Source organism: Undibacterium sp. TJN25, from assembly GCF_049339885.1.
In the GTDB taxonomy this organism is placed as follows: Bacteria; Pseudomonadota; Gammaproteobacteria; order Burkholderiales; family Burkholderiaceae_D; genus Undibacterium.
The window spans coordinates 369,671-390,175 of record NZ_JBMPPM010000006.1 but is presented as its reverse complement, the minus strand read 5'-3'; the positions used below and the strand labels follow the sequence as shown (position 1 = coordinate 390,175).

The 20,505-nt window shown below is 60.5% G+C and carries 17 protein-coding genes; 10 read left to right on the top strand and 7 right to left on the bottom strand.

The features are described from left to right. Window positions 1–8 precede the first annotated feature (8 nt). The 4 genes from ACO0LO_RS17445 to ACO0LO_RS17430 all read right to left on the bottom strand — a co-directional run bounded on the left by ACO0LO_RS17445 (window position 9) and on the right by ACO0LO_RS17430 (window position 4,471). Window positions 9–1,334, bottom strand: coding sequence for an MFS transporter (locus tag ACO0LO_RS17445; protein WP_422965707.1), 1,326 nt, complete (start codon window positions 1,332–1,334; stop codon window positions 9–11). Window positions 1,335–1,418: 84 nt separating this feature from the next. After that, a complete protein-coding gene (locus tag ACO0LO_RS17440; protein ID WP_422965705.1) occupies window positions 1,419–2,114 on the bottom strand; it encodes a fumarylacetoacetate hydrolase family protein in 696 nt (231 codons plus the stop codon). Window positions 2,115–2,159: 45 nt separating this feature from the next. After that, a complete protein-coding gene (gene gtdA, locus ACO0LO_RS17435; RefSeq protein WP_422965703.1) occupies window positions 2,160–3,212 on the bottom strand; it encodes a gentisate 1,2-dioxygenase in 1,053 nt (350 codons plus the stop codon). Beyond that, window positions 3,209–4,471: a flavin-dependent oxidoreductase gene (locus ACO0LO_RS17430; protein WP_422965701.1), complete on the bottom strand. Its 1,263-nt coding sequence runs from the start codon at window positions 4,469–4,471 to the stop codon at window positions 3,209–3,211. Before ACO0LO_RS17430 ends, gtdA begins: the two co-directional genes overlap by 4 nt. 202 nt (window positions 4,472–4,673) lie before the next feature. Here ACO0LO_RS17430 and ACO0LO_RS17425 point away from each other — a divergent pair, with 202 nt between their 5' ends. Next, window positions 4,674–5,603: a LysR family transcriptional regulator gene (locus ACO0LO_RS17425; protein ID WP_422965699.1), complete on the top strand. Its 930-nt coding sequence runs from the start codon at window positions 4,674–4,676 to the stop codon at window positions 5,601–5,603. Window positions 5,604–5,614: 11 nt separating this feature from the next. On the opposite strand, the gene ACO0LO_RS17420 is transcribed toward ACO0LO_RS17425, so the two are convergent. Beyond that, window positions 5,615–6,487, bottom strand: coding sequence for a LysR family transcriptional regulator (locus ACO0LO_RS17420; protein ID WP_422965697.1), 873 nt, complete (start codon window positions 6,485–6,487; stop codon window positions 5,615–5,617). A 112-nt stretch (window positions 6,488–6,599) separates the two neighbouring features. On the opposite strand from ACO0LO_RS17420, the gene ACO0LO_RS17415 reads away from it, so the two are divergent. The 5 genes from ACO0LO_RS17415 (at window position 6,600) to ACO0LO_RS17395 (ending at window position 13,083) form a co-directional block, all read left to right on the top strand. Then, complete coding sequence (locus tag ACO0LO_RS17415) at window positions 6,600–8,165, top strand: MFS transporter (protein ID WP_422965695.1); 1,566 nt, start codon at window positions 6,600–6,602, stop codon at window positions 8,163–8,165. A gap of 82 nt (window positions 8,166–8,247) precedes the next feature. Continuing rightward, window positions 8,248–9,282 (top strand): SDR family oxidoreductase, encoded by a 1,035-nt coding sequence (locus ACO0LO_RS17410; RefSeq protein WP_422965693.1) that lies wholly within the window; start codon window positions 8,248–8,250, stop codon window positions 9,280–9,282. 377 nt (window positions 9,283–9,659) lie between these two features. Next, on the top strand, window positions 9,660–10,433 hold the full coding sequence (locus ACO0LO_RS17405) for an SDR family oxidoreductase (RefSeq protein WP_422965691.1): 774 nt from the start codon (window positions 9,660–9,662) through the stop codon (window positions 10,431–10,433). 99 nt (window positions 10,434–10,532) lie between these two features. Then, window positions 10,533–12,194: a long-chain fatty acid--CoA ligase gene (locus tag ACO0LO_RS17400; RefSeq protein WP_422965689.1), complete on the top strand. Its 1,662-nt coding sequence runs from the start codon at window positions 10,533–10,535 to the stop codon at window positions 12,192–12,194. A gap of 103 nt (window positions 12,195–12,297) precedes the next feature. Then, entirely contained in the window at window positions 12,298–13,083 is a 786-nt protein-coding gene (locus ACO0LO_RS17395; RefSeq protein ID WP_422965687.1) for an SDR family NAD(P)-dependent oxidoreductase, read from the top strand. A gap of 69 nt (window positions 13,084–13,152) precedes the next feature. Here ACO0LO_RS17395 and ACO0LO_RS17390 read toward each other — a convergent pair whose 3' ends face one another. Both ACO0LO_RS17390 and ACO0LO_RS17385 read right to left on the bottom strand, forming a co-directional pair. Then, window positions 13,153–13,917 (bottom strand): SDR family oxidoreductase, encoded by a 765-nt coding sequence (locus ACO0LO_RS17390; protein WP_422965686.1) that lies wholly within the window; start codon window positions 13,915–13,917, stop codon window positions 13,153–13,155. A gap of 257 nt (window positions 13,918–14,174) precedes the next feature. Continuing rightward, window positions 14,175–15,419, bottom strand: coding sequence for a TetR/AcrR family transcriptional regulator (locus tag ACO0LO_RS17385; protein ID WP_422965684.1), 1,245 nt, complete (start codon window positions 15,417–15,419; stop codon window positions 14,175–14,177). 286 nt (window positions 15,420–15,705) lie between these two features. On the opposite strand from ACO0LO_RS17385, the gene ACO0LO_RS17380 reads away from it, so the two are divergent. Genes ACO0LO_RS17380 through ACO0LO_RS17365 form a run of 4 tightly spaced genes read left to right on the top strand, consistent with a single transcriptional unit; the run spans window position 15,706 to window position 20,472 of the window. Then, the gene (locus ACO0LO_RS17380; protein ID WP_422965682.1) at window positions 15,706–16,710 is read left to right on the top strand and encodes an alpha/beta fold hydrolase; all 1,005 of its coding nucleotides are present in this window, start codon (window positions 15,706–15,708) and stop codon (window positions 16,708–16,710) included. Next, entirely contained in the window at window positions 16,707–17,372 is a 666-nt protein-coding gene (locus ACO0LO_RS17375; RefSeq protein ID WP_422965680.1) for an alpha/beta fold hydrolase, read from the top strand. Before ACO0LO_RS17380 ends, ACO0LO_RS17375 begins: the two co-directional genes overlap by 4 nt. Continuing rightward, window positions 17,369–18,667: an MFS transporter gene (locus ACO0LO_RS17370; RefSeq protein ID WP_422965678.1), complete on the top strand. Its 1,299-nt coding sequence runs from the start codon at window positions 17,369–17,371 to the stop codon at window positions 18,665–18,667. The genes ACO0LO_RS17375 and ACO0LO_RS17370 overlap by 4 nt, the downstream gene beginning before the upstream one ends. 53 nt (window positions 18,668–18,720) lie before the next feature. Next, on the top strand, window positions 18,721–20,472 hold the full coding sequence (locus tag ACO0LO_RS17365; protein ID WP_422965677.1) for a long-chain-fatty-acid--CoA ligase: 1,752 nt from the start codon (window positions 18,721–18,723) through the stop codon (window positions 20,470–20,472). The last annotated feature ends 33 nt before the right edge of the window (window positions 20,473–20,505 follow it).

The following is a 20,505-nucleotide window of genomic DNA, read 5'->3' as shown; positions in this document are numbered from 1 at the left end:
GGCTCTTTCTACAAAGAAGGTTTTGCCGCCGGAAAGCGGCTGATAATGAATGCACAGATACCGGCGATGAAGACGGGAATCGCACCGATCAGGAAGACCTCATGCGTTTCCCATTGCAGGGACAGCAGCAAGCCGCCGGCAATGGGGCCGATGATGGAGCCTATGCGGCCTATTCCCAGCGACCAGCCCACACCGGTGGCGCGGATTGCGGTCGGATAGGATTTTGCGGCCAGTGCGTTGGCGCCGATCTGGCCGCCGACCACGCAAAACCCGGCGCCGAAAATGGTGATGACCAGCATGGGAACGGAATTACCTACTGTGCCAACCAGCACAATGAAGCCGGCCGCCAGAAAATAAATCACTGCCAACGCGCGGAACGGCGATACCTTGTCGAATACCCGTCCCAGCACCAGCGTGCCCAGCGTGCCGCCCACCTGCAGCATGGCCGTGATGAGCACGGCGGGGCCGACCGCAATGCCGGCGTCGTTGACGATGGTGGGCAACCAGTTGGACAGGAAGTACAGGTCCATCAGGCTCATGAAAAAGACCACCCACAACAACAAAGTCAGCAAGGCGCGCTTGTCAGAAAACAGCTGGCTGACAGGGAATTTTTCAGACTGTTTTCCATCAGCGACGAAACGAATGGCAGCGCCATCCACAAAAGCCGGATCGAGCTTGCTGAGGATGCTGAAAATTTTTGCGTCGCGCTTACCGCTCACCACCAGGAAGCTGACCGATTCAGGCAGACAAAACCATAGCAGCACTGCCGCCAGGCAAGGCAGCACGCCGCCGACCACGAATACCGACTGCCAGCCGAAATCCTTGATCAGGACGGCGGCCACCAACCCGCCCAGCGCGGCGCCCAGCGAGAAGCCGCAGAACATCACCATCACGGCGGTGGAGCGCGTCCGTTCCGGCGAGAATTCGCTGGTCAGTGCAATCGCATTCGGCATCACGCAGCCCAGCCCCAGCCCGGTCAGCAGGCGCAGCACCAGCAAACTATTGATCGACGTTGCGGCCGCAGTCAGCAGCGACATCACCCCGAAGAACATCAGGCCGGCCAGCAGCACAGGACGCCTGCCGAAACGGTCGGACACCGGTCCGCCCAGCAAGGCGCCCAGCATCAGCCCGACCAGGCTGGCCGAAAATACCGGGCTCAGCGATGCCCTGCTGACCTGGAAGGATTTGATGATGGCAGGCGCCACATAGCCTATTGCCTGTGTATCGAATCCATCAAGAAAAACCACGAGTGCGCACATCGCCGCCACGAGAAACTGGAATTTCCCGAACTTGCGCTCATCGATGAAACTGCGAACGTTAATTGTATGAGCCATATCCATCGGCGTCTCCGTTATATGTTTTTATGATCTATTTTTTTTGGCAGGGGTACGGCAGCAGCTTAATAACCTGTCAGCCCCTCAGCGTATAGCAACGCTCAATTGCCCCAGGCCTTCCACGCCGCCCGTCATCACGTCGCCGCTCTGCACGGCGCCCACTCCCTCCGGTGTGCCGGTATAGATCAGGTCGCCCGGGTAGAGTTCGAAATATCGGGAAAGATAGGCTATCGTTTCATTGACGTTCCAGATCAGCTTGCGCACGTCGCTGTCCTGCCTTTTGGCGCCGTTGACATCCAGCCAGATGCGGCCGGCGTTAACCTCTCCGCTCGCTGCCAGCGGTGTAATCGGTCCTATCGGCGCAGACTGGTCGTAGGCCTTGCCTAGCTCCCAGGGGCGGCCGGCCTTGCGCAGATCCATCTGCAGGTCGCGCCGGGTCATGTCCAGGCCGACGGCGTAGCCAAAGATGTACTGCGCCGCATCGGCCTCGGCAATATCGGAGCCCTGTCGTCCGATCGCGACCACCAGCTCAATCTCGTGATGCAAATTGGCGGTTTGTGATGGATAGGGAATGGCAACGGTTTCGCCCGGCTTTACAACGACGATGGAATCTGTCGGCTTGGCGAAAAAAAATGGGGGCTCGCGGCCGGTAAAGCCCATCTCCTGTGCGTGTTCAGCATAGTTGCGGCCGACGCAGTAGATGCGGCGGACTGGAAACAGGCTGTCGCTGCCGGCAACGGGCACGGCGGTGATGGCGGCGGGTTCAAAAACATAGCTCATGATGGTTTCTATTCTTAACAGTATCAAAAAAAATATTCTGGAAAATTATCGGGATGCCAGTTGCTCTTCCCTCAGGATGCCCAGCGCCTGCTGCACCGGACGGTCGGAGAAGCTGAACAGCACGGTGTCGGCATCGGCTGCCAGTTCTATCGTGTGCCACGAAGGCAGCACGAAGTGGTCGCGCGGGCCGAACTCATACGACCACGATTGCTCGCCGCGTGAAATGGTCGCCCTGCCCCTGCCTTCGACAACGGAAAATACTGTGCCGTCCGTACTGCGATAAGGCTTGCCACTGAAGCCGGCGGGCAGCAGCTGCATGAAAGCGCCTATGCTGGGCATCGGCCAGCCGCCTGTCGCAGGATTCACGTAGCGCAGCTTGGCGCCATGCCATGCGTCCAGCGGGCCGTCGTCGGCCAGCTTTTGCAGCGCGCTCCGGCTGCGCTCGTACGGATAGTTGAACACCGGCGAAGTCGCGCCGTACGGCGCATCGTATTTCACCGGCAGCATATTGGCGCCAAAACGCGCAAAGCTATGGCCTTCCGGGCGAAGTACCGGCTGCACTGCTTCGGGGTAGTTTTCGGCGAAGCCGGCATCGAAGAAACGCAGCATGGGAATATCCAGGCCATCCAGCCACACGACAGCTTCTCCGCCATCCTGTTGCGGCAGGTTGCCGTGGTCATGGAAAGTCCATGACGGCGTGATGATGAAATCGCCGGGATGCATCGCCGTGCGTTCGCCGTCCACCGCCGTGTAGGCGCTGGAACCTTCCACGATGAAACGCAGTGCGCTTTGCGTGTGCCGGTGGCTGGGCGCGACTTCACCCGGCAGTATCAATTGCAGGCCGGCATACAGGCTTTGCGTGATGCTGGACTGTCCCGGCAGTGCAGGATTTTCCAGGATCAGCACACGCCTTACTGCCTCTTCTGCAGTAATCAGTTCGCCGGACCGTTTCAGGTAAGGCCGCAGCTGCGCATAATTCCACAACTGCGGTACGCAAGGCGTGCTTGGCTCTTTCGGCACCAGCGCATGCAGTGATTCCCACAGCGGCGTCATGTGCAGGCCGGATATCTCTTGGTAAAAAGCCTCGCGCTGGTTCATGGCGCCACCGTTCCTCTCTGGTTCAGAATGTCAAGGTTCAGTCCCGCAACATTTTTATACCGGTTTGAAATATCGCTCAGCGCCTGCTGGCTGATGACATCGTCGATGCTGCCGAAAGCCTTGCCGCCGGTACGTTCATGCACTTCCTGCAAGATGGCATCCGGCGGCGCCTTGCGGTTCATCAGCACCACCTCTGCGGTCGCCGTGCGGCGAATCTCGTCATAAGCGCTCAATGCCTGCGGATTAATGCCGTGCAGCTTGAACTGCTCCACCAGGCAAGGTCCATCAAGGATGGCCTGGCCGGCGCCGTTGGAACCGCGCGGCACCATCGGGTGGGCAGCGTCGCCCAGCAGGCTGACACGATCGAAACTCCAGCGCGGCAACGGGTCCTGATCCACCATCGGATACTCCAGGATAAGATCGGTCGCCTTGATCATTGCCGCCACGTCCAGCCAGTCGAACGACCAGTCTGCAAAGGCAGGGAAAAAGTCTTCCAGGCGTCCTTTATTGTTCCAGTCGCGCCTGGCCGGCTGCGGCGCCTCTATTTCAGCCACCCAGTTGACCAGCTGGTTGCCATCGGCATCAATGGCATCGCGGATCGGATAGATCACCATTTTCCCTGTTGTCAGCCACCCTGCGCGCACCATGCTGGCGCCGCTCAGGAAAGGCTTCCAGGCAACCGAGCCGCGCCACATGTTGACACCGGAATAGCGCGGTGCCCCTTCCTCCGGATACAGGCTCTTGCGCACCACGGAATGAATGCCATCGCAGGCAATCAGCACCGTGCTGCGCACTTCTGCACGAGGGCCGCCCTTGCCGTCGTCAAAATAGGCGGTAACGCCTTCGGCATCCTGCTCATAGCGCAGGCAGCGATGGCCTTCCAGCACAGCGTCGTGCCCCATGCGCTCGCGCACTGCTTCAAGCAGCACCATCTGCAGGTCGCCGCGATGGATGGAAAACTGCGGCCAGTGGTAGCCTGCCAGGCGGCCTGCGGGTTCGCTGTACACAAACTGGCCGTGGCTGTTGAAGAATGCCGACTCCTTCGTCGTAACAGCCACTGCCGCCAGCTTGTCCAGCAGGCCCAAACGCTCCAGCTCGCGTACGGCATGCGGCAGCACATTGATGCCCACGCCCAGCGGCCTGATCTGCTCCGCCGCTTCATAGACGCGGCAGGAAATGCCGGCCTGGTGCAAACAAAGCGCCAGCGTCAGTCCACCCACCCCTGCGCCGATAATCGCTACCTCACACTCTTTTTGCATCTCGTTTCCTTTCAATTCTCGCCCCTGCCTCTTCCACCGATGTGGGCCATGGTCTTGGTTTATATCGCCTGCTTGATCCACCTGCTTTATCCCGCCTGCTTTACAGTCCGGCGCGAAGAGCCGTCATTACACACCCGATTCTGCTATTATGGAAATTTGAATATGATATGAATTAACAATTAATGTTTATGAGTAGGCCGCTATGAATATCTCGTCCCGGCAATTGAAAGCCTTTCTGCTGACCGCAAGGCTGGGTAATTTCACCCGCGCGGCAGAAAAAATGCACCTGACTCAAGCCGGCTTGAGTGTGATGATGCGTGAATTGGAAGCCCAGCTGGACGCCAGGCTGTTTGACCGCACCACCCGCACCGTGACGCTGACGGGGGCCGGAGAAAAATTCCTGCCGGCGGCAATGCGGGCGCTGGAAGCGATAGAAGCCGCAGCCGTCCAGATAGGTGAAATAGGAGAGCAGGCCCGGCACACGCTGCGCATTGCCGCCACGCCGCTGGTAGCGTCCAACCTGCTGCCGGCCATCTGCCAGCGTTTTCGCCTGCTGCATCCTGAAGTGGCGATTCATCTGGTCGACTGCGATCTGAAGCAGGTGCAGGCACTGGTGGATAGTGGCGAGGCGGATATGGGAATAGGCTTTTTTTTCAAGGCGGCAAGAGGCATAGAACGCAGCCTGCTACATTCGTTCCAACTGATGCGGGTCAAACCCGCCGATGGCGCGAAGGCAGGCAAAGTCGGCACAGTCCGCTGGCCGATGTTAAAGGACGACACGCTGATCAGCCTGCCCGCCGATAATCCGATACAGCAGCTGGTGGAAAGCCACCTGGCAGCGATAGGCCGCGGCAATGAAGACAAGCTGACCTTCAACTATTTTGAGACGCTGATTGCAATGGTGGCGGCCGGCATGGGGGTGGCCATCGTCCCTTCGTTCGCCTTGCTGGCCAGCCGTCGGCATCAGGTGCGCTGCGACCTTCTCACCGAACCGGCCGTATCGCTGGGCCTGTACCGCATTACCAAGCGGGGCCGCAGCAAAAGCCCCGCCATGGCAGAATTTACCGATACGCTGATGTCCACGATGTCCAGCCTGATGGGAGAAGCTGTCGGCCGGGATGCCAAGACATAATTGGTTTCCCCCTACTGCTTCGCCGGCTTCGTCTGGCGTATGAAAGCGCGCACCACCGGAGACTTCTCATGCCGCCGGCTGACGATGGCAATTTCGGACGGGATTTCTTTGCCCGCAATTTCCCGGAATACCACGCCGGGCATACGGATGCGGTCCACGACAGAGGCCGGCACGATGGCCACGCCCTGTCCCAGCGACACCAGTGTAATGACTGCCACCAGCCCGCCTGCGTTTTGATGCGTGCGCGGGGAAAAGCGCCCGCGCCGGCCTACCTCGATCGTGCCGGATGCCTGTTCAGGCAGCACGAACAGTTGCCCTGCCATGTCGGCCGGACGCAATGACGGCAAACGCGCCAGCGGCGACAGCTCGGGCAATGCCGCGACAAATTTCTCATGCAGCAAAGTGGACATGACGGCGTCGGCAGGTATGGCGATCGGCGGACGGACAAAGGCCAGGTCCAGATTGCCATTGCTGACCATCAGCGGCAAAGTATCCATTGCGGCTTCGGCCAGATTGATGCTGACTTGCGGATACGCTTTGCGGAAGCGAGCAACTTCGGCCTGCAGCAGCCCGGAGTAAGAGGCGGATGCTACATAACCGATTTCGATGCGGCCGATTTCTCCACGCCCTGCCCGCCGGGCGACATCCTCGGCGTGTGCCGCCTGCTCCAGCGTACGCCGCACCTCTTCCCAGAAAACCTCGCCGGCGGACGTCAGGCTGACGGAACGCTTGGTGCGCAGGAACAGACGCACTTCCAGCACGCGTTCAATCTCCTGTATCTGCTTGGTCAACGCCGGCGGCGAAATACCCAGCTGTTCAGCCGCGCGGCTGAAATGCAGGTTTTCTGCTACTGCGGCGAAGCAGCGAAAATGCCGAAGCTCCAAAGTCACACCCCTTGATTATTAACTGCAGAGAAATTAAAACACGATTAATGTGTAATAGGGATAATTATAGCCAGGATTAGAATACGTCCCATTTTGATCCCAAGGAAAAGATATGGCCATTGAGCAAGCCGCCGACAAGAGCGCCAGCCGGCTGGTACTGCTGACCTGTTCCAGCGTGTGCGCACTGATCGTGCTGGACACCAATATCGTGGCGGTCTCACTGCCTTCGGTGGCGCGTTCGCTGCATGCCGGCTTCCGCGATATTGAATGGATAGTCAGCGCTTATATGCTCGCATTCGCGTCGCTGCTGCTGCCCGCGGGCAGCCTGGCAGACCGCTACGGCCGCAAACGGGTGATGCTGACCGGGCTGTCCATTTTCGGCACCGCCTCGCTACTATGCGGCCTGGCCTGGTCTGCGGACGTATTGCAACTGGCGCGCGCACTAAAGGGCGTGGGGGCGGCTTTGCTGCTGACGTCCGCGCTGGCAGTGATAGGCCATGCCTTTCATACGGAAGAAGAACGCACCAAAGCCTGGGCCGTATGGGGTGCCTGCATGGGCGTATCGATGACGGTCGCGCCATTGCTCGGTGGCTTCATTACCCAGCTATTTGGCTGGCGCTGGATCTTTTTGCTCAACCTGCCGGTGTGCGTGCTGTTGGCGGCGATGGTCTTCCGACACGTCAGTGAATCCCGCGATCCGGGCGCAGCCCGCATCGATCCCTGGGGCAGCCTGCTGCTGAGCGGCGGCCTGTGCTGCCTGATCTGGACGCTGATCAACGCCAGCGCTGCAGGCTGGGGCAGCCGGACTACGCTGCTGGGCTGCCTGGGCGGCGTGTTGCTGCTGGCCCTGTTCGTACCGGTGGAGCTGCTGCAAAAACGGCCGATGATCGACCTGCGCCTGTTCCGCGCGCCGCGCTTTGTCGGTGCGGTGCTGGCGATGTTCGGTTATGCGACATCGGCGCAGGTGATGATGACTTTCCTTCCTTTGTACCTGCAAAACGCGTTTGCATTCTCCGCCATTGCTGCAGGACTGGCGATGTTGCCTTTTGCCGTGGCGATGATGCTGTTCCCTCGTGTCGGCGCCGTGCTGGCGCGCTATATGCCGCTGCATGACGTCATGGCGCTGGGCATGGGGCTGGTGTGCGCTGGCAACCTGCTGATCGCCATCGCCGCACATGTTTCTTCATATATCCTCGTCACGCTGGGCATGCTGGTTGCCGGCAGCGGCGCAGGCCTGCTGAACGGCAACACGCAAAAAGGCATCATGAGCTGCGTGCCGCGCGAGCGTGCCGGCATGGCATCCGGCATCAGCACGACGACACGCTTTGCCGGCATCGTGCTTGCCATTGCCTGCCTGGGCGCAGTATTGACCGAGCGCACCGGCAGCTATCTGCAGCAATCATTGAGCGACGCAGGGCTGCAATTACCCGCCGCCTTCACCGATACCGTGCAAAGAATCATGGCGGGAGATGCGGAAGCCGCCTCGCAGGCTCTGGGACACAGCAAAGCCGCGCTGGCGCTGGCCCAGCAGAGCTTCGCTCAGGCGTTCTCTGTGCTGATGGGCCTGGCAGCATTGATAGCGGCCGTCAGCGGCGTGCTGGTCTTCATCCTGATGCGCAGTTCCGATTCGGCAAATTACGCCTTGCGACCAACCGCGCAGGACGGCGTAAATCCCTGAGCGGCACGCCCTGGGCATCTATCACGGACAGCATGGCTGGATATGTGGCTAGAATAGGCATTTTCTAGCCAAGGGGCCGAATATGAGCATAATCCTGGTCACCGGCGGGTCCGGCTTCATCGGTAGCCACGCTATCCTCCAACTGCTGAATGCGGGCCATACGGTGCGCACCAGCGTGCGCAGCCTGAAACGCGAGAGCGATGTACGCGCCATGCTGAAGCAGGGCGGCGTGGAAGTCGGGCAGCGCCTGAGCTTCGTCGTCGCCGACCTGGAACAGGATGCAGGCTGGACGGAGGCCGCAGCAGGCTGCGATTATGTGCTGCATGTGGCGTCGCCCTTTCCCGCCGGCGTACCCAGGCACGAAGACGAGCTGATCGTGCCGGCTCGGGAAGGCGCATTGCGCGTGCTGCGTGCCGCCCGCGATGCCGGTGTCAGGCGCGTTGTGCTGACCTCCTCATTCGCTGCCATCGGCTACGGCCACGCACCGCAGACTACCCCTTTCGACGAAACGCACTGGACCAATCTGGACAGCCTGAATCTGCCGCCTTATGTGAAATCGAAGACGCTGGCGGAGCGCGCCGCATGGAATTTCATCGCCGCCGAAGGTCGCGGCCTGGAGCTTGCAGTCATCAACCCGGTGGGCGTATTCGGTCCGGCACTGGGGCCGGATTATTCCACGTCCATCCTGCTGATACAACGCCTGATGGACGGCGCCATGCCCGGCTGCCCGCAGCTTTACTTCGGCATAGTGGACGTGCGCGACGTGGTGGACCTGCATATCCGCGCAATGACCGACCCCGCCGCCAGCGGTGAACGCTTTCTCGCCGTTGCCGGCAACAACATGTCGGTAGCCGAGATTGCCCGGCTGCTCAGGCAACGCCTGGGTGCAGCCGGGCGCAAAGTGCCAGTTAGGGAATTGCCCAACTGGCTGGTGCGCGTCGTTGCACTGTTAGACCCTATGGCCAAACAGATCGTGCCCGAACTCGGCAAGAACAAGAACGCCAGCAATGACAAAGCCCGTCGCATGCTGGGCTGGTCGCCACGCACCAATGAGCAAGCCCTTATCGCTACCGCCGAAAGCCTGATGCAGCTGGGACTGGTAAAAAACAGCACATAGAAACCTGGTGTCATAACCCCCCTCACGGAATGGCGCAGAAAATCGGCGCCTTCCGGTTTTGGCGTCCCCAAGGGGATTCGAATCCCTGCAAATTTTACGCATCAGCATTCCCATACCACTAAAATTTCCTTTTTCTTCTAGGTGGATAGGCAAACCATCTTATCTAAACCGTGCCCTCCCTGCTTTACACCGGCACGCCCATCCTGCTAAGATTGACGGCGAACGATGGAAATATATTTCACCATGCAGAACTGCATCATCGCCGCTCCGGCATCCCGCCTTGCGTGCAGACGCCCTCTTCCCCAAGCAGAGGGCCGCGACACGATGCAGCCAAGGCCAGCCCGGATCCTGCTGTTCACTGCATTGCGGAGGGTGTCATGGGTGTCAAAGAATTATTCAGCCTGGAGGGGCGCGTTGCCCTGGTAACCGGCGGTTCGCGCGGGCTGGGCCTGCAGATGGCCGAGGCGCTGGGCGAGATGGGCTGCAAGCTGGCGCTGACGGCGCGCAAGGCAGACGAGCTGGCTACCGCCAAGGCCCATCTGGAACAATTGGGTTATGAAGTCCTGACCATTGCCTGCGACCTGGCAAAATCCGAACAGATACCCGGCCTGGTGGAACAAGTGGTGCAGGCCTTCGGCACCATCGACATCCTGGTCAATAACGCCGGAGCCACCTGGGGCGCACCCGCAGAGGATTATCCCGACGAAGCGTGGCGCAAGGTGCTGGGCTTGAACGTAGACTCCGTCTTTTTCCTGTCGCGCGAAGTGGCGCGCCGCTGCATGATCCCGAAAAATGCCGGCAAGATCATCAACATCGCCTCGGTCGCCGGCCTGCGCGGCAGCGCCACCAATATCAGCACCATCGCCTATCACACGTCCAAGGGCGCGGCCGTGAATTTCACGCGTGCGCTGGCCTCGGAATGGGGCAAGTACAATATCAACGTCAATGCGATATGCCCGGGATTTTTTCCATCCAGGATGTCTGCAGGCCTGCTGGAAAAAGTAGCCGAAGGCGTTATCGCGCGCGCACCGCTACACCGCATCGGCGGCGATGAGGACCTGAAAGGCGCCGTCGTGTTCCTGGCCTCGGAAGCATCGCGCCACATCACCGGCCAGGCGCTGGCAGTGGACGGCGGCATCAGCGCGGTATGATATTGGCATTATATTGGTATGATATTGGTATGATATTGTTCGGCCGCCGGAGATTTCCGGCGGATGCGCCTCACGCACACACGTAATGGATTTTCACCCATGTCAAACCGTCATTTTGCTTACTGGCCCGTCAACCATTCGCAGCACATTACCGTGCCTCAGACGAATCTGTTTTACAACGTGGAAGTATCCGCCACCCGCTTTCCCGATAAACCCTACATCCTGTTCTACGACACGCCGGTAAGCTTTGCCGAGTTCCGCGACGAGGCCGAACGCATCGCCGGCTACCTGGAACAGGAATGCAAGGTCAAGCGCGGCGACCGCGTGCTGCTGTACATGCAGAACAGCCCGCAATTCGTGCTGGCCTATTACGGCATCCTGCGCGCCAATGCGGTGGTAGTGCCGGTCAACCCGATGAACCTGACGGAAGAGCTGCGCCACTACGTCAAGGACACCGGTGCAACGGCAGCCATCATCGCCCAGGACCTGTATCCGCAGATGCAGCCTTTGCTGGAAGAAGGCCTGGAGAATATACTGGTCGCCGCCTACTCGGATTACCTGAAACGCCCTACCGATCTGCGGGTGCCGGAATTCGTCCAGGCGCCACGCAGGCAGATCAGCGGCAAGGGCGTACGCCTGTGGAGCGATATGCTGGAGAGCGCCTTGCGCCCCGGCCCGCTGACGGCCGGCCCGGACGACCTGTGCGTGATGCCCTACACCTCCGGCACCACAGGCAACCCGAAAGGCTGCATGCACACCCACCGTAGCGTGATGGCCGGCATCGCCGGCAGCATGCAGTGGTTCAATGTGAACCAGGATACGGTATCGCTATCGGTGCTGCCCTTCTTCCATGTCACCGGCATGCAGGGCAGCATGAGCGGGCCGCTGTACCAGGGCGGCACCATCGTGCTGCTGCCGCGCTGGGACCGGGAGGCGGCGGCAGAATGCATACAGCGCTACAAGGTAGGCAGCATGCAGCTGATCTCCACGATGGTGGTGGACCTGCTCGCGCATCCCGGCATAGCAGACTATGACCTGTCCAGCCTGCGCGTGATACGCGGCGGCGGCGCGGCAATGCCGGAGGCCGTTGCACAAAAGCTCAAGGACGTAGTCGGCGTTGCCTATATCGAAGGCTACGGCATGTCGGAAACGATGGCGGCGACCCATATCAATCCGGTAGCGCGGCCCAAGAAGCAATGCCTGGGCATCCCTATCTACGGCGTGGAGTCGCTGGTAGTGGACCCTGCCGATTTCCATGAACTGCCGGCGGGCGAAGTCGGCGAAGTGGTCATCAGCGCGCCCAACCTGATGTCGGGTTACTGGAACAATCCCGATGCCACGCGCGAAGCCTTCATCGACATCGGCGGCAAACGCTTCCTGCGTACTGGCGACCTGGCGATGATAGACGAAGACGGCTACTACTTCATGATGGACCGCCTGAAACGCATGATCAACGCCTCCGGCTACAAGGTATGGCCGGCGGAGGTGGAAACGCTGCTGTACCGGCACCCCGCCATCCAGGAAGCCTGCGTCATCGGCGCGCTGGACGCCAAGCGGGGCGAGACGGTGAAAGCCGTCGTCGTATTAAGGGAGGCTTATCGCGGCACCGTCAGCGAACAGGACATCATCGCCTGGGCGCACGACAATATGGCCGCGTACAAGAGTCCGCGCATCATCGAGTTCGTCAATGCACTGCCGAAATCTTCCACCGGCAAGCTGCAGTGGAGGGAATTGCAGGAGCGAGAAAGAAGCCGCGCCTGAACCTGGCATCTGAGATTTGAGATTTGAGATTTGAGATTTGAATGCGGGCACCAGGCGCGGCCGGCAACATGGAAAACATAAAAATACATTCAAGGAGACAGGCATGCGATTTGAAAATAAAGTAGCCATCATCACCGGCGCCGCCAGCGGCATAGGCCGTGCCGTAGCAGAGCGCCTGGCTGCCGAAGGCGCACGCGTCGCGCTGATAGACCGCAACCAGGAGGGGCTGCAGGCAACGGCGGCCGGCTTGCCGGACCAGTCCAGGGTATGGCTGCGCGCACTCGATATCTCACGCGAAGCAGAAGTGGAACAATGCGTGGCCGATGTGCTGGCAGCCTTCGGCCGCATCGACATCCTGTGTAACAACGCCGGCATCGCCGGCGGCGATTATTCGCAGATCACTGAAACCGACACTGCGGTGTGGCAAAACATTATGGCCGTCAATGTCATGGGGGCGGTGCATTTCACCAAATATGCGGCGCGCAGCATGCGCGAGCAACGCAGCGGCGCCGTCGTCAATACAGCGTCGGTAGCCGGTGTGCGCTCCGGCGCGGGCGGCAATGCATACAGCGCATCAAAAGCTGCCGTCATCAATTTCACGATGACGACTGCGTGTGATCTCGGCGAATGGAATGTACGGGTCAATGCGGTCTGCCCCGGCCTGATCGAAACCGGCATGACCGCGCCGGTATTCGCCCGCGCACGCGCGGTGCAGAAAGAGGAAAAACTGGGATCACGCTGCGAATTGCGCCGTTACGGCCGGCCGCAGGAAGTGGCCGCCGTCATCTGCTTCCTGGCCAGCGACGACGCCAGCTATGTCACCGGCCAGGCCTTGCCGGTGGATGGCGGCAATACCGCATCGCTCAACCTGCCGGGCATGAAAGTCTGACGGCATGATTCCGCAGCAGCGCCCCTAACGGAGCCCTGCTGCGGAAACTGCTTTGTTATTTGCCACTCTTCAGATGGTTGCGCCGCCGTCAACGACGATCGCCTGCCCGGTGACAAAGCTGCCGGCATCCGAGGCCAGGAACACGGCAGCGCCAGCAATTTCATCCGGCTCGCCGATACGGCGCAGCGGCGTGGTGGACGTCGCGCGCTTTAACGTATCCGGATTTTCCCACAGCGCGCGGGCGAAGTCGGTCTTGATCAGGCCCGGCGCGATACAGTTCACACGCACATTATGCGGGCCGTATTCCACTGCCAGGTTGCGCGCCAGCTGGAAGTCTGCCGCCTTGGACACATTGTATGCACCGATCACCGGCGAACCGCGCAGGCCGCCGATGGACGATACGATGATGATGGAGCCGCCATTGCGCTCCACCATTTGCGGCGCAGCAAACTGGATCAGCCAATGGTTCGCAATGACATTGTTTTCCAGGATTTTGCGGAACTGGTCATCTTCAATGCCGGCCATGGGGCCGTAGTAGGGATTCGATGCGGCATTGCATACGAGGATATCGATCTTGCCAAAAGCCGTAGTGGCAGCTTCAACCAGCTGCTTCAGGTCTTCCTTCGATGAAATATTCGCGGGCACGGCAATCGCGCTGCCTGCGCCATGCGCCGCATTGATGGCAGCTGCCACCTCCTCACAGGCCGGCGCCTTGCGTGAAGAGATCACCACCTTTGCGCCCTGCTCCGCCATGCGCTCGGCAATCGCCCGCCCTATGCCGCGCGATGAACCGGTAATAACGGCAACTTTTCCACTCAGATCGAATAATGACATTGGCATTCCTTATCAAGGTAAGCGCCGCCTATGGCTGCGCGACAAATAATCCGTTTTTCCGACAGCAGCAAATAAACTGAAACATGTAAACCTGAACAAGCAATGTATAGCGCTCTACGCCGCGCAGTGTCAATACCGCATTCACTAAAAATGAAAATGGCGCATGAAAAATTTTCAGGCAGCGGAAGATATCCGCATTGAATGCGGCCCGGCAAGAAATCGCTATCGGAGAATCACGAAGCCAGGAAATCAAAAAATCAGGCTTCGAGTATGCCGAAGAACAGTGGGCGCACAAACAGCTCGGCCGCATTGTCGGCCGTGACATCCGGCACCCAGCGGTCCAGCACCACCGAGGCGTTGATCATGCCAGTAATCAGCGACGCAGCTATCGTCTGGTCCATGGGGCGCACCGAGCCGTCCTTCATGCCATCCACGAGGAAGCCGACAAAACGCTGGCCGAGACGGTTGATGGTCTTGAATTTGCTGTCGCGGAGTTCGTCCGGCAGTTCGCTCCAGGCCGACATGCGCAGCAAGGGGCCATGCTCGGAAAACTGGTAGCGCACCAGCTCGCGCGATACCGCGCACACCTTGTCCCAGCCGGAGCCTTCGCCGGCCTGCGCCAGTGTCTGCATGCGCCGCATGACCGAAAAGGTACGCTCGAAACATTCCGAGATCAGGTCTTCCTTATTGGAGATATGGTGGTAGAAAGAGCCTTTGGTGACATTCAGCCGCGCCGAGATGCGGTCCACCGATGCGCCGCGGTAACCCTGCTCGTTGATCAGCGCGGTCGCCGCGCGCAGGAAGCCGTCATAGGTGCTGTCGCCATCGCCAGGCGCATGCGCCAGCGCATTGTCCAGCCGGGCGTGGCCCCACTGCGCGGTTTCCGATGCAATGCCGCCGATCAGGATATCGCTCATGCGGCTGGCAACCGTCTCATAGTCTTCCGGGTCGTAACGCGAGCTCCAGCTCATTGCACCCAGTGTCAGCGTCAACAGCAGATGGCTGCGCGCGTTCAGCGACAGGCGGTTGCCGCTGGTCACGGCATCGCCGGCGAGCAGGCGCCGCACGCGGCGGAACATGTCGGTATAGGCCGCAAAAACAACTTCGGCATGCGGGCTGCCCAGCACCTGCGTGTCGCGGAAGGTCATCAGCTCGGGCGCCTCATTACCCTGGATTTTTGCCAGGCGGACAAAGAACAGGCGGATGAACGAACGCACGCGCTGTTCTGCGCTATCCGCTTCCGCCGCCAGCAGGATGATGTCGTTGATGACTTCGGTGGAGCGCAGCAGGCAGGCCACCACCAGGTCTTCCTTTTTTTTGTAGTAGTAGGTGATGCTGTTGGTGCTCAGCTCTACCATGCCCGCAACGTCGGACAGCGTGGCGCCCTTGACGCCATGCTGGTTGAACAGCTGCGCCGCCGCATGCAGGATCGCTTCACGCTTCTTCACGTAGCGTTGCGTGACACGATTGAGGTCGGGGCTTGCCTGAGTTTGCTGATCCATGAGAGACCTGATTAGACGAATTGATTAAGCTGATTGATTGTGCGGCCGATTATATCTCCGTTGCTCGCAGCCACAGCCAGATTCCGCATGCCGGAACTTGACCGCCGCCAAGCCGCTACCGGGCAACAGCCGGCTCTTGCATTCCATGCGCCGATTTTTACAAAAATCAAATAAACCAGCCCCACTTTTCTAAAAACTAGAGATTTCCCTTTGCCTGCACAAATAATCGCATGCTAATATCAATACAGGAAACATACCATACTCACTAAAAATAGAGATAAACCTTGTGCAGGACAACAACGAAACCCGCGTAAGCGGCGCAGCAAACAATCCGGACAAGCAGGAAATCATGGCGGCTGGAAGCGGCATGCCGCGGGTGGAGGAAGCACATTTTCACCAGTTTCCCGGCGCCCGCCCGCCTGACAGGCAGCGCAGCGTGAACAGCGGCGGCCTGGCATTGGCGGTATACGAATGGGGCGATGCCGATGCGCCGCCGTTGCTGCTGGTGCATGGAGCACTCGATTTTGCGCGCACCTTCGACGTTTTTGCCCCGCTGCTGGCGGATGCCGGCTATCGGGTAGTCTCTTACGACCATCGCGGCCATGGGGATTCCGAACACGCCGCGCTGTATAGCTGGACTGCTGATGAACGGGACATGCTGGCAGTGGCCGACTCCATCAGCCGCCCCCCCTTCATCGCCATCGGCCACAGCAAGGGCGGCTCCATGCTGGCGCATTCCATCCAGGCGCTGCCGCACCGTTTCAGCCGCTTTGTCGCCATCGACGGCCTGCCTTTTCGCAGCCCGCATTCCGATGCCACCTTGCGCGAGCGTAAATCAATGACGGCCGACGTCATCACCGGCTGGCTGGATCATCGCCGCGCGACCGGCAGCCTGGCACGCAAGCCAGGCTCGCTGGAAGAGCTGGCACAGCGCCGCGCCCGCATGAACCCGCGCCTTAGCCACGAATGGCTATGCTATCTGGCCAGCCAGGGTGCGCGCCAGGACGTCGACGGCTGGCGCTGGAAGATAGACCCGGCCTTGCGCCCCGGCGGCTTCGGCACGCATCGCTCGCGCTGGATGACGGACCGGCTACCCGGCTTCCCCATCCCCATGCTGGCTCTATTCGGTACTGTGCGCGAACCGATGGGATGGGATGTCAAACCGGCCGACCTGATGCCCTACTTCGCGCCCAGCACACAGGTGGAGGTGGTGCAGGATACCGGCCACTTCATCCACATTGAACGGCCGCAGCAGACTGCCGCGCTGGTCTGCGACTTTCTGAAGACATGATGGAAACCATATTCCACAACCGCGTCAGGCTCGCCCTGCACAAGTTGAAAGACGGCGCCGGGCTGGCGCTATTGCTACTGCACGGACTGGGCGAACGCTCGCCGGCGCAGCTACCGCCTGAATACGCGAACTGGCCCGGGCCGGTACACGCGCTGGACTTCACCGGCCACGGTGCATCCGATGTGCCGCGCGGCGGCGGTTACAGCTGCGAATTCCTGATGGCGGACGCCGATGCCGCACTCCAGCATCTGGGGAGCGCCGCCATTATCGGACGCGGACTGGGCGCCTATGTCGGCCTGCTGCTGGCCGGCGGCAGGCCACTGCAGGTGCGCGGTCTCATTCTGCGCGACGGCCCCGGCCTCGCTGGTGGCGGCGCCGGCACCAAAAGCCCGTATATGCCCATCGTCGACATGCAGCAGCCGGCCCCGCCCGATCCCTACGCCATTGCCGATCTCTCCACCGATGCACGGCCGCCCGCGTATGCAGGTAATTACGCCATGCTGGCCTTGCAGCACTCCAATCTGGAGCGGCCGATTTCCGTCTGCACACGGGAACTGCCCGACTGGCTGACTGCCGTCATGGACTTGCTGGCGCTGGAACAGAGCAGCTTTGACGAGGCGCTGAAAGACTACGCTACCGTACCCGGGCAGTTGCCGGCATGAGCCTCGCGGAACAGCAGATGCTGGAGCCGGCCGAGGCGGCCTACCACGAACAGGTGCAGGCCGACCTGCAGCGCAACTACGCGGGTGTGCTGGCACACGGCATGCTGGGCATGACCGGCTTCCGGCTGGTGACAGCACCCACCTTTGTGCCCGCCTACATCTTTCTGCTATCCGCCTCCCGGATGGCAGTGGGTGTCGCGCTGTCCGCCCAGTTCATCGGCATGGCCCTGTCGTCGATCTGGGGTGCGACGCTGATCGAGCACCGGCGCAAGGTGATGCCGGTCGTCTATTCGGTCGGCTGGCTGATGCGCCTGCAGATACTGGGCCTGGCGCTGTCCGGCTATTTTCTGGAAGGCCACGCGGCGCTCACGGCGGCGTGCATCTTCCTCGGGCTGTTCGGCTTTTTCAGCGGCATGCAGAATGTCAGCTTCAGCTTCATGATGTCCAAGGTCATCCCGGTCAACCGGCGCGGGCAGCTGACCGGCATGCGCAATTTCCTCGGCGGGCTGATCGCCTCCGGCGTCGCCTATCTCGGCGGCAAATACCTGGTCGCTGCCAATACCTTCGGCAACGGCTACGCCACCACCTTTCTGGCGGCGTTTGTATTCACCAGCCTGGGCATCACCGCGCTCAATTTCGTGCGCGAGCCGGAATCGCTGGCCGTGCGCCTGCAGTCCGGCCTGCTCGGCAGGCTGCGCGAAGTGCCGGCAATGCTGCGCGCGGACGAGCACTACCGGCGTTTCTTTTTTGCCCGCGCGCTGGGAGCGCTGGGCACGACCGCCGTGCCGTTTTATGCAATTTATGCGGGCAAGTCCGTGCATCTCTCCGGCGCAATGCTGGCCTACCTGTCGCTGGCCTTCCTGTTGTCGCAGACGGTGAGCAACCTGGCCTGGGGGCCGATAGCGGACCGCCATGGCTACCGCAGGGTGTTCATCATCAGCATGGGGTTATGGACGGCGTCCACCGCAGCGCTGGTCGTAGCTGGCGGCGTGCCATCCATCCTGCTGGCGTTTTGCGGGCTGGGCGCGGGCTTCGGCGGCTACCAGGTCGCTTCGCAGAATTTTGTGCTGGAGTTCGGCAAGCCGCACGACAGGCCGATGCTGATTGCGGTCTCGGATACGGCTTCGCATCTGATGATGGCAGGTGGCCCGCTGCTGGGCGGCTTTGTGGCCCAGCAATTCGACTTCGGCACGATGTTCGCCATCGCCATCTTTGTCATGGCGCTGTCGATGCTGGCGATCCTGCGAGTGCAGGAGCCGCGCCATGCGCTGCAACAGAATCAGGAAAATGAATAACAACAATAAGAATAAGAATTAAAAGAGAAAAATGACGCCGACGAGGAGACATCGTGGAATACAGGACCTACCCGGAATTCAGCACCCACTATCCGCTGTTGCTGACGACGCTGATGAAGCGGCCTGTCAGCCTGTATCCTGACCAGACCGGCGTGGTCTACCGTAACCATATCAGCGGAGAATACACGCGCTTTACGTGGATGCAATGGTATCGCCGCACCTGCCGGCTGGCCAACGTGCTGCAACGGAAATTGGGCATCCTGCCCGGTAAGCCTGGCGAACCGGGCGACCGTGTCGGCACCATGGCGCTCAATACGCACCGCCACCTGGAACTGTATTACGCGGCGCCCTGTACCGGCGCAACGCTGCACCCGATCAACGTGCGCCTGTCGCCCGAGCATGTGATCTATACGATCAAACATGCGCAGGACAAGGTCATCTTCGTGGACGACACGGTGCTGCCGCTGCTGGAAGGCATCTACGACTACATCAAGGACACGGTACACACCTTTGTCTACATGTCGGACACGCCAGTCCTGCCGGAAAGCCGCATTCCCCTCCTTTCCTATGAAAGCTTGCTGGATGAGCAGCCGGACCAGTACGATTGGCCCTACCTGCATGAAGATACCAATGCCACGCTGTGCTACACCACCGGCACTACCGGCCAGCCCAAGGGCGCGACCTTCACGCACCGCCAGTTGTACCTGATCACGCTGCACGTGATGGCGATGCAAAGCGTCATCAACACACCGGACTATGACAACGATGGCGGCCTGGGCCCGCGCCTGGGCGAAAACGCCGTGCCGCTGCTGAATACGCCCATGTTCCACATCCACGGCTGGGGTGCGCCTTTCACCACTGTATTCTGCGCACAGAAGATCGTGCTGGCCGGCACCTTTACCGTGCAGGGCTTTTGTGAATTGGTGGAGCGTGAAAAAGTCACATCGGTGGGCATCGTCCCCACCATTGCGGCCATGCTGCTGGAGTATAAGGATTTTGGCAAATACGACCTCAGCAGCCTGGTGCGCATTGGCGTCGGCGGCGGCGCACTGCCGCTGGGGCTGAAGACCAAGCTGGAAAAGATGATGCCGAATTTCCGCGTCAGCTCCGGCTACGGCATGACCGAAACGGCGCCGACGACGGTGGCCTCCTTTGTCAAGAAACACATGGTGGGCTGGAACAAGGAGCAGATCGACGAAGTCATGGTCAAGACCGGCCTGCCGCTGCTGGGACTGGAAGTGGAAGTCGTGGACGAATCCGGCAAGCCGGTACCGCATGACGACCGCACCGTCGGCGAAATCGTCATCCGCGGCCCCTGGGTTACCGAAGGCTATTTCCGCGCGCCGGAGCGCACCGCAGAAGTCTGGTACGACGGCTGGTTCCACACCGGCGATATCGCCAAGATAGACCGCGAAGGCTATATCGTCATCGCAGACCGCCTGAAAGACCTGATACGCAGCGGCGCCGAAATGGTGCCCACGCTGCTGCTGGAAAACCTGATTTCGATGGCCGATTTTGTGCTGGAGGCAGCCGTGGTCGGCGTGCCCGACGAAGTATGGGGCGAGAAGCCGATGGCCCTGGTCAGCATGCGGCCCGGCTACCAGGCCAGCGAGGAGGATGTCATTGCCTTCCTGATCGGGCACGGTGTGGATACCGGCAAGATTACCCGGTGGATGCTGCCGAAGCTGGTAGCCATCACCTCCGATATTCCCAAAACCAGTGTCGGCAAATTCAACAAAAAAGCAGTGCGCGAACAGCTGGGCCGCTTCCTCGCGATGGCCAAGGATATGTCGCACCATCATTGACGCGAAAGCTTACGCCAACACAGACAATCAACA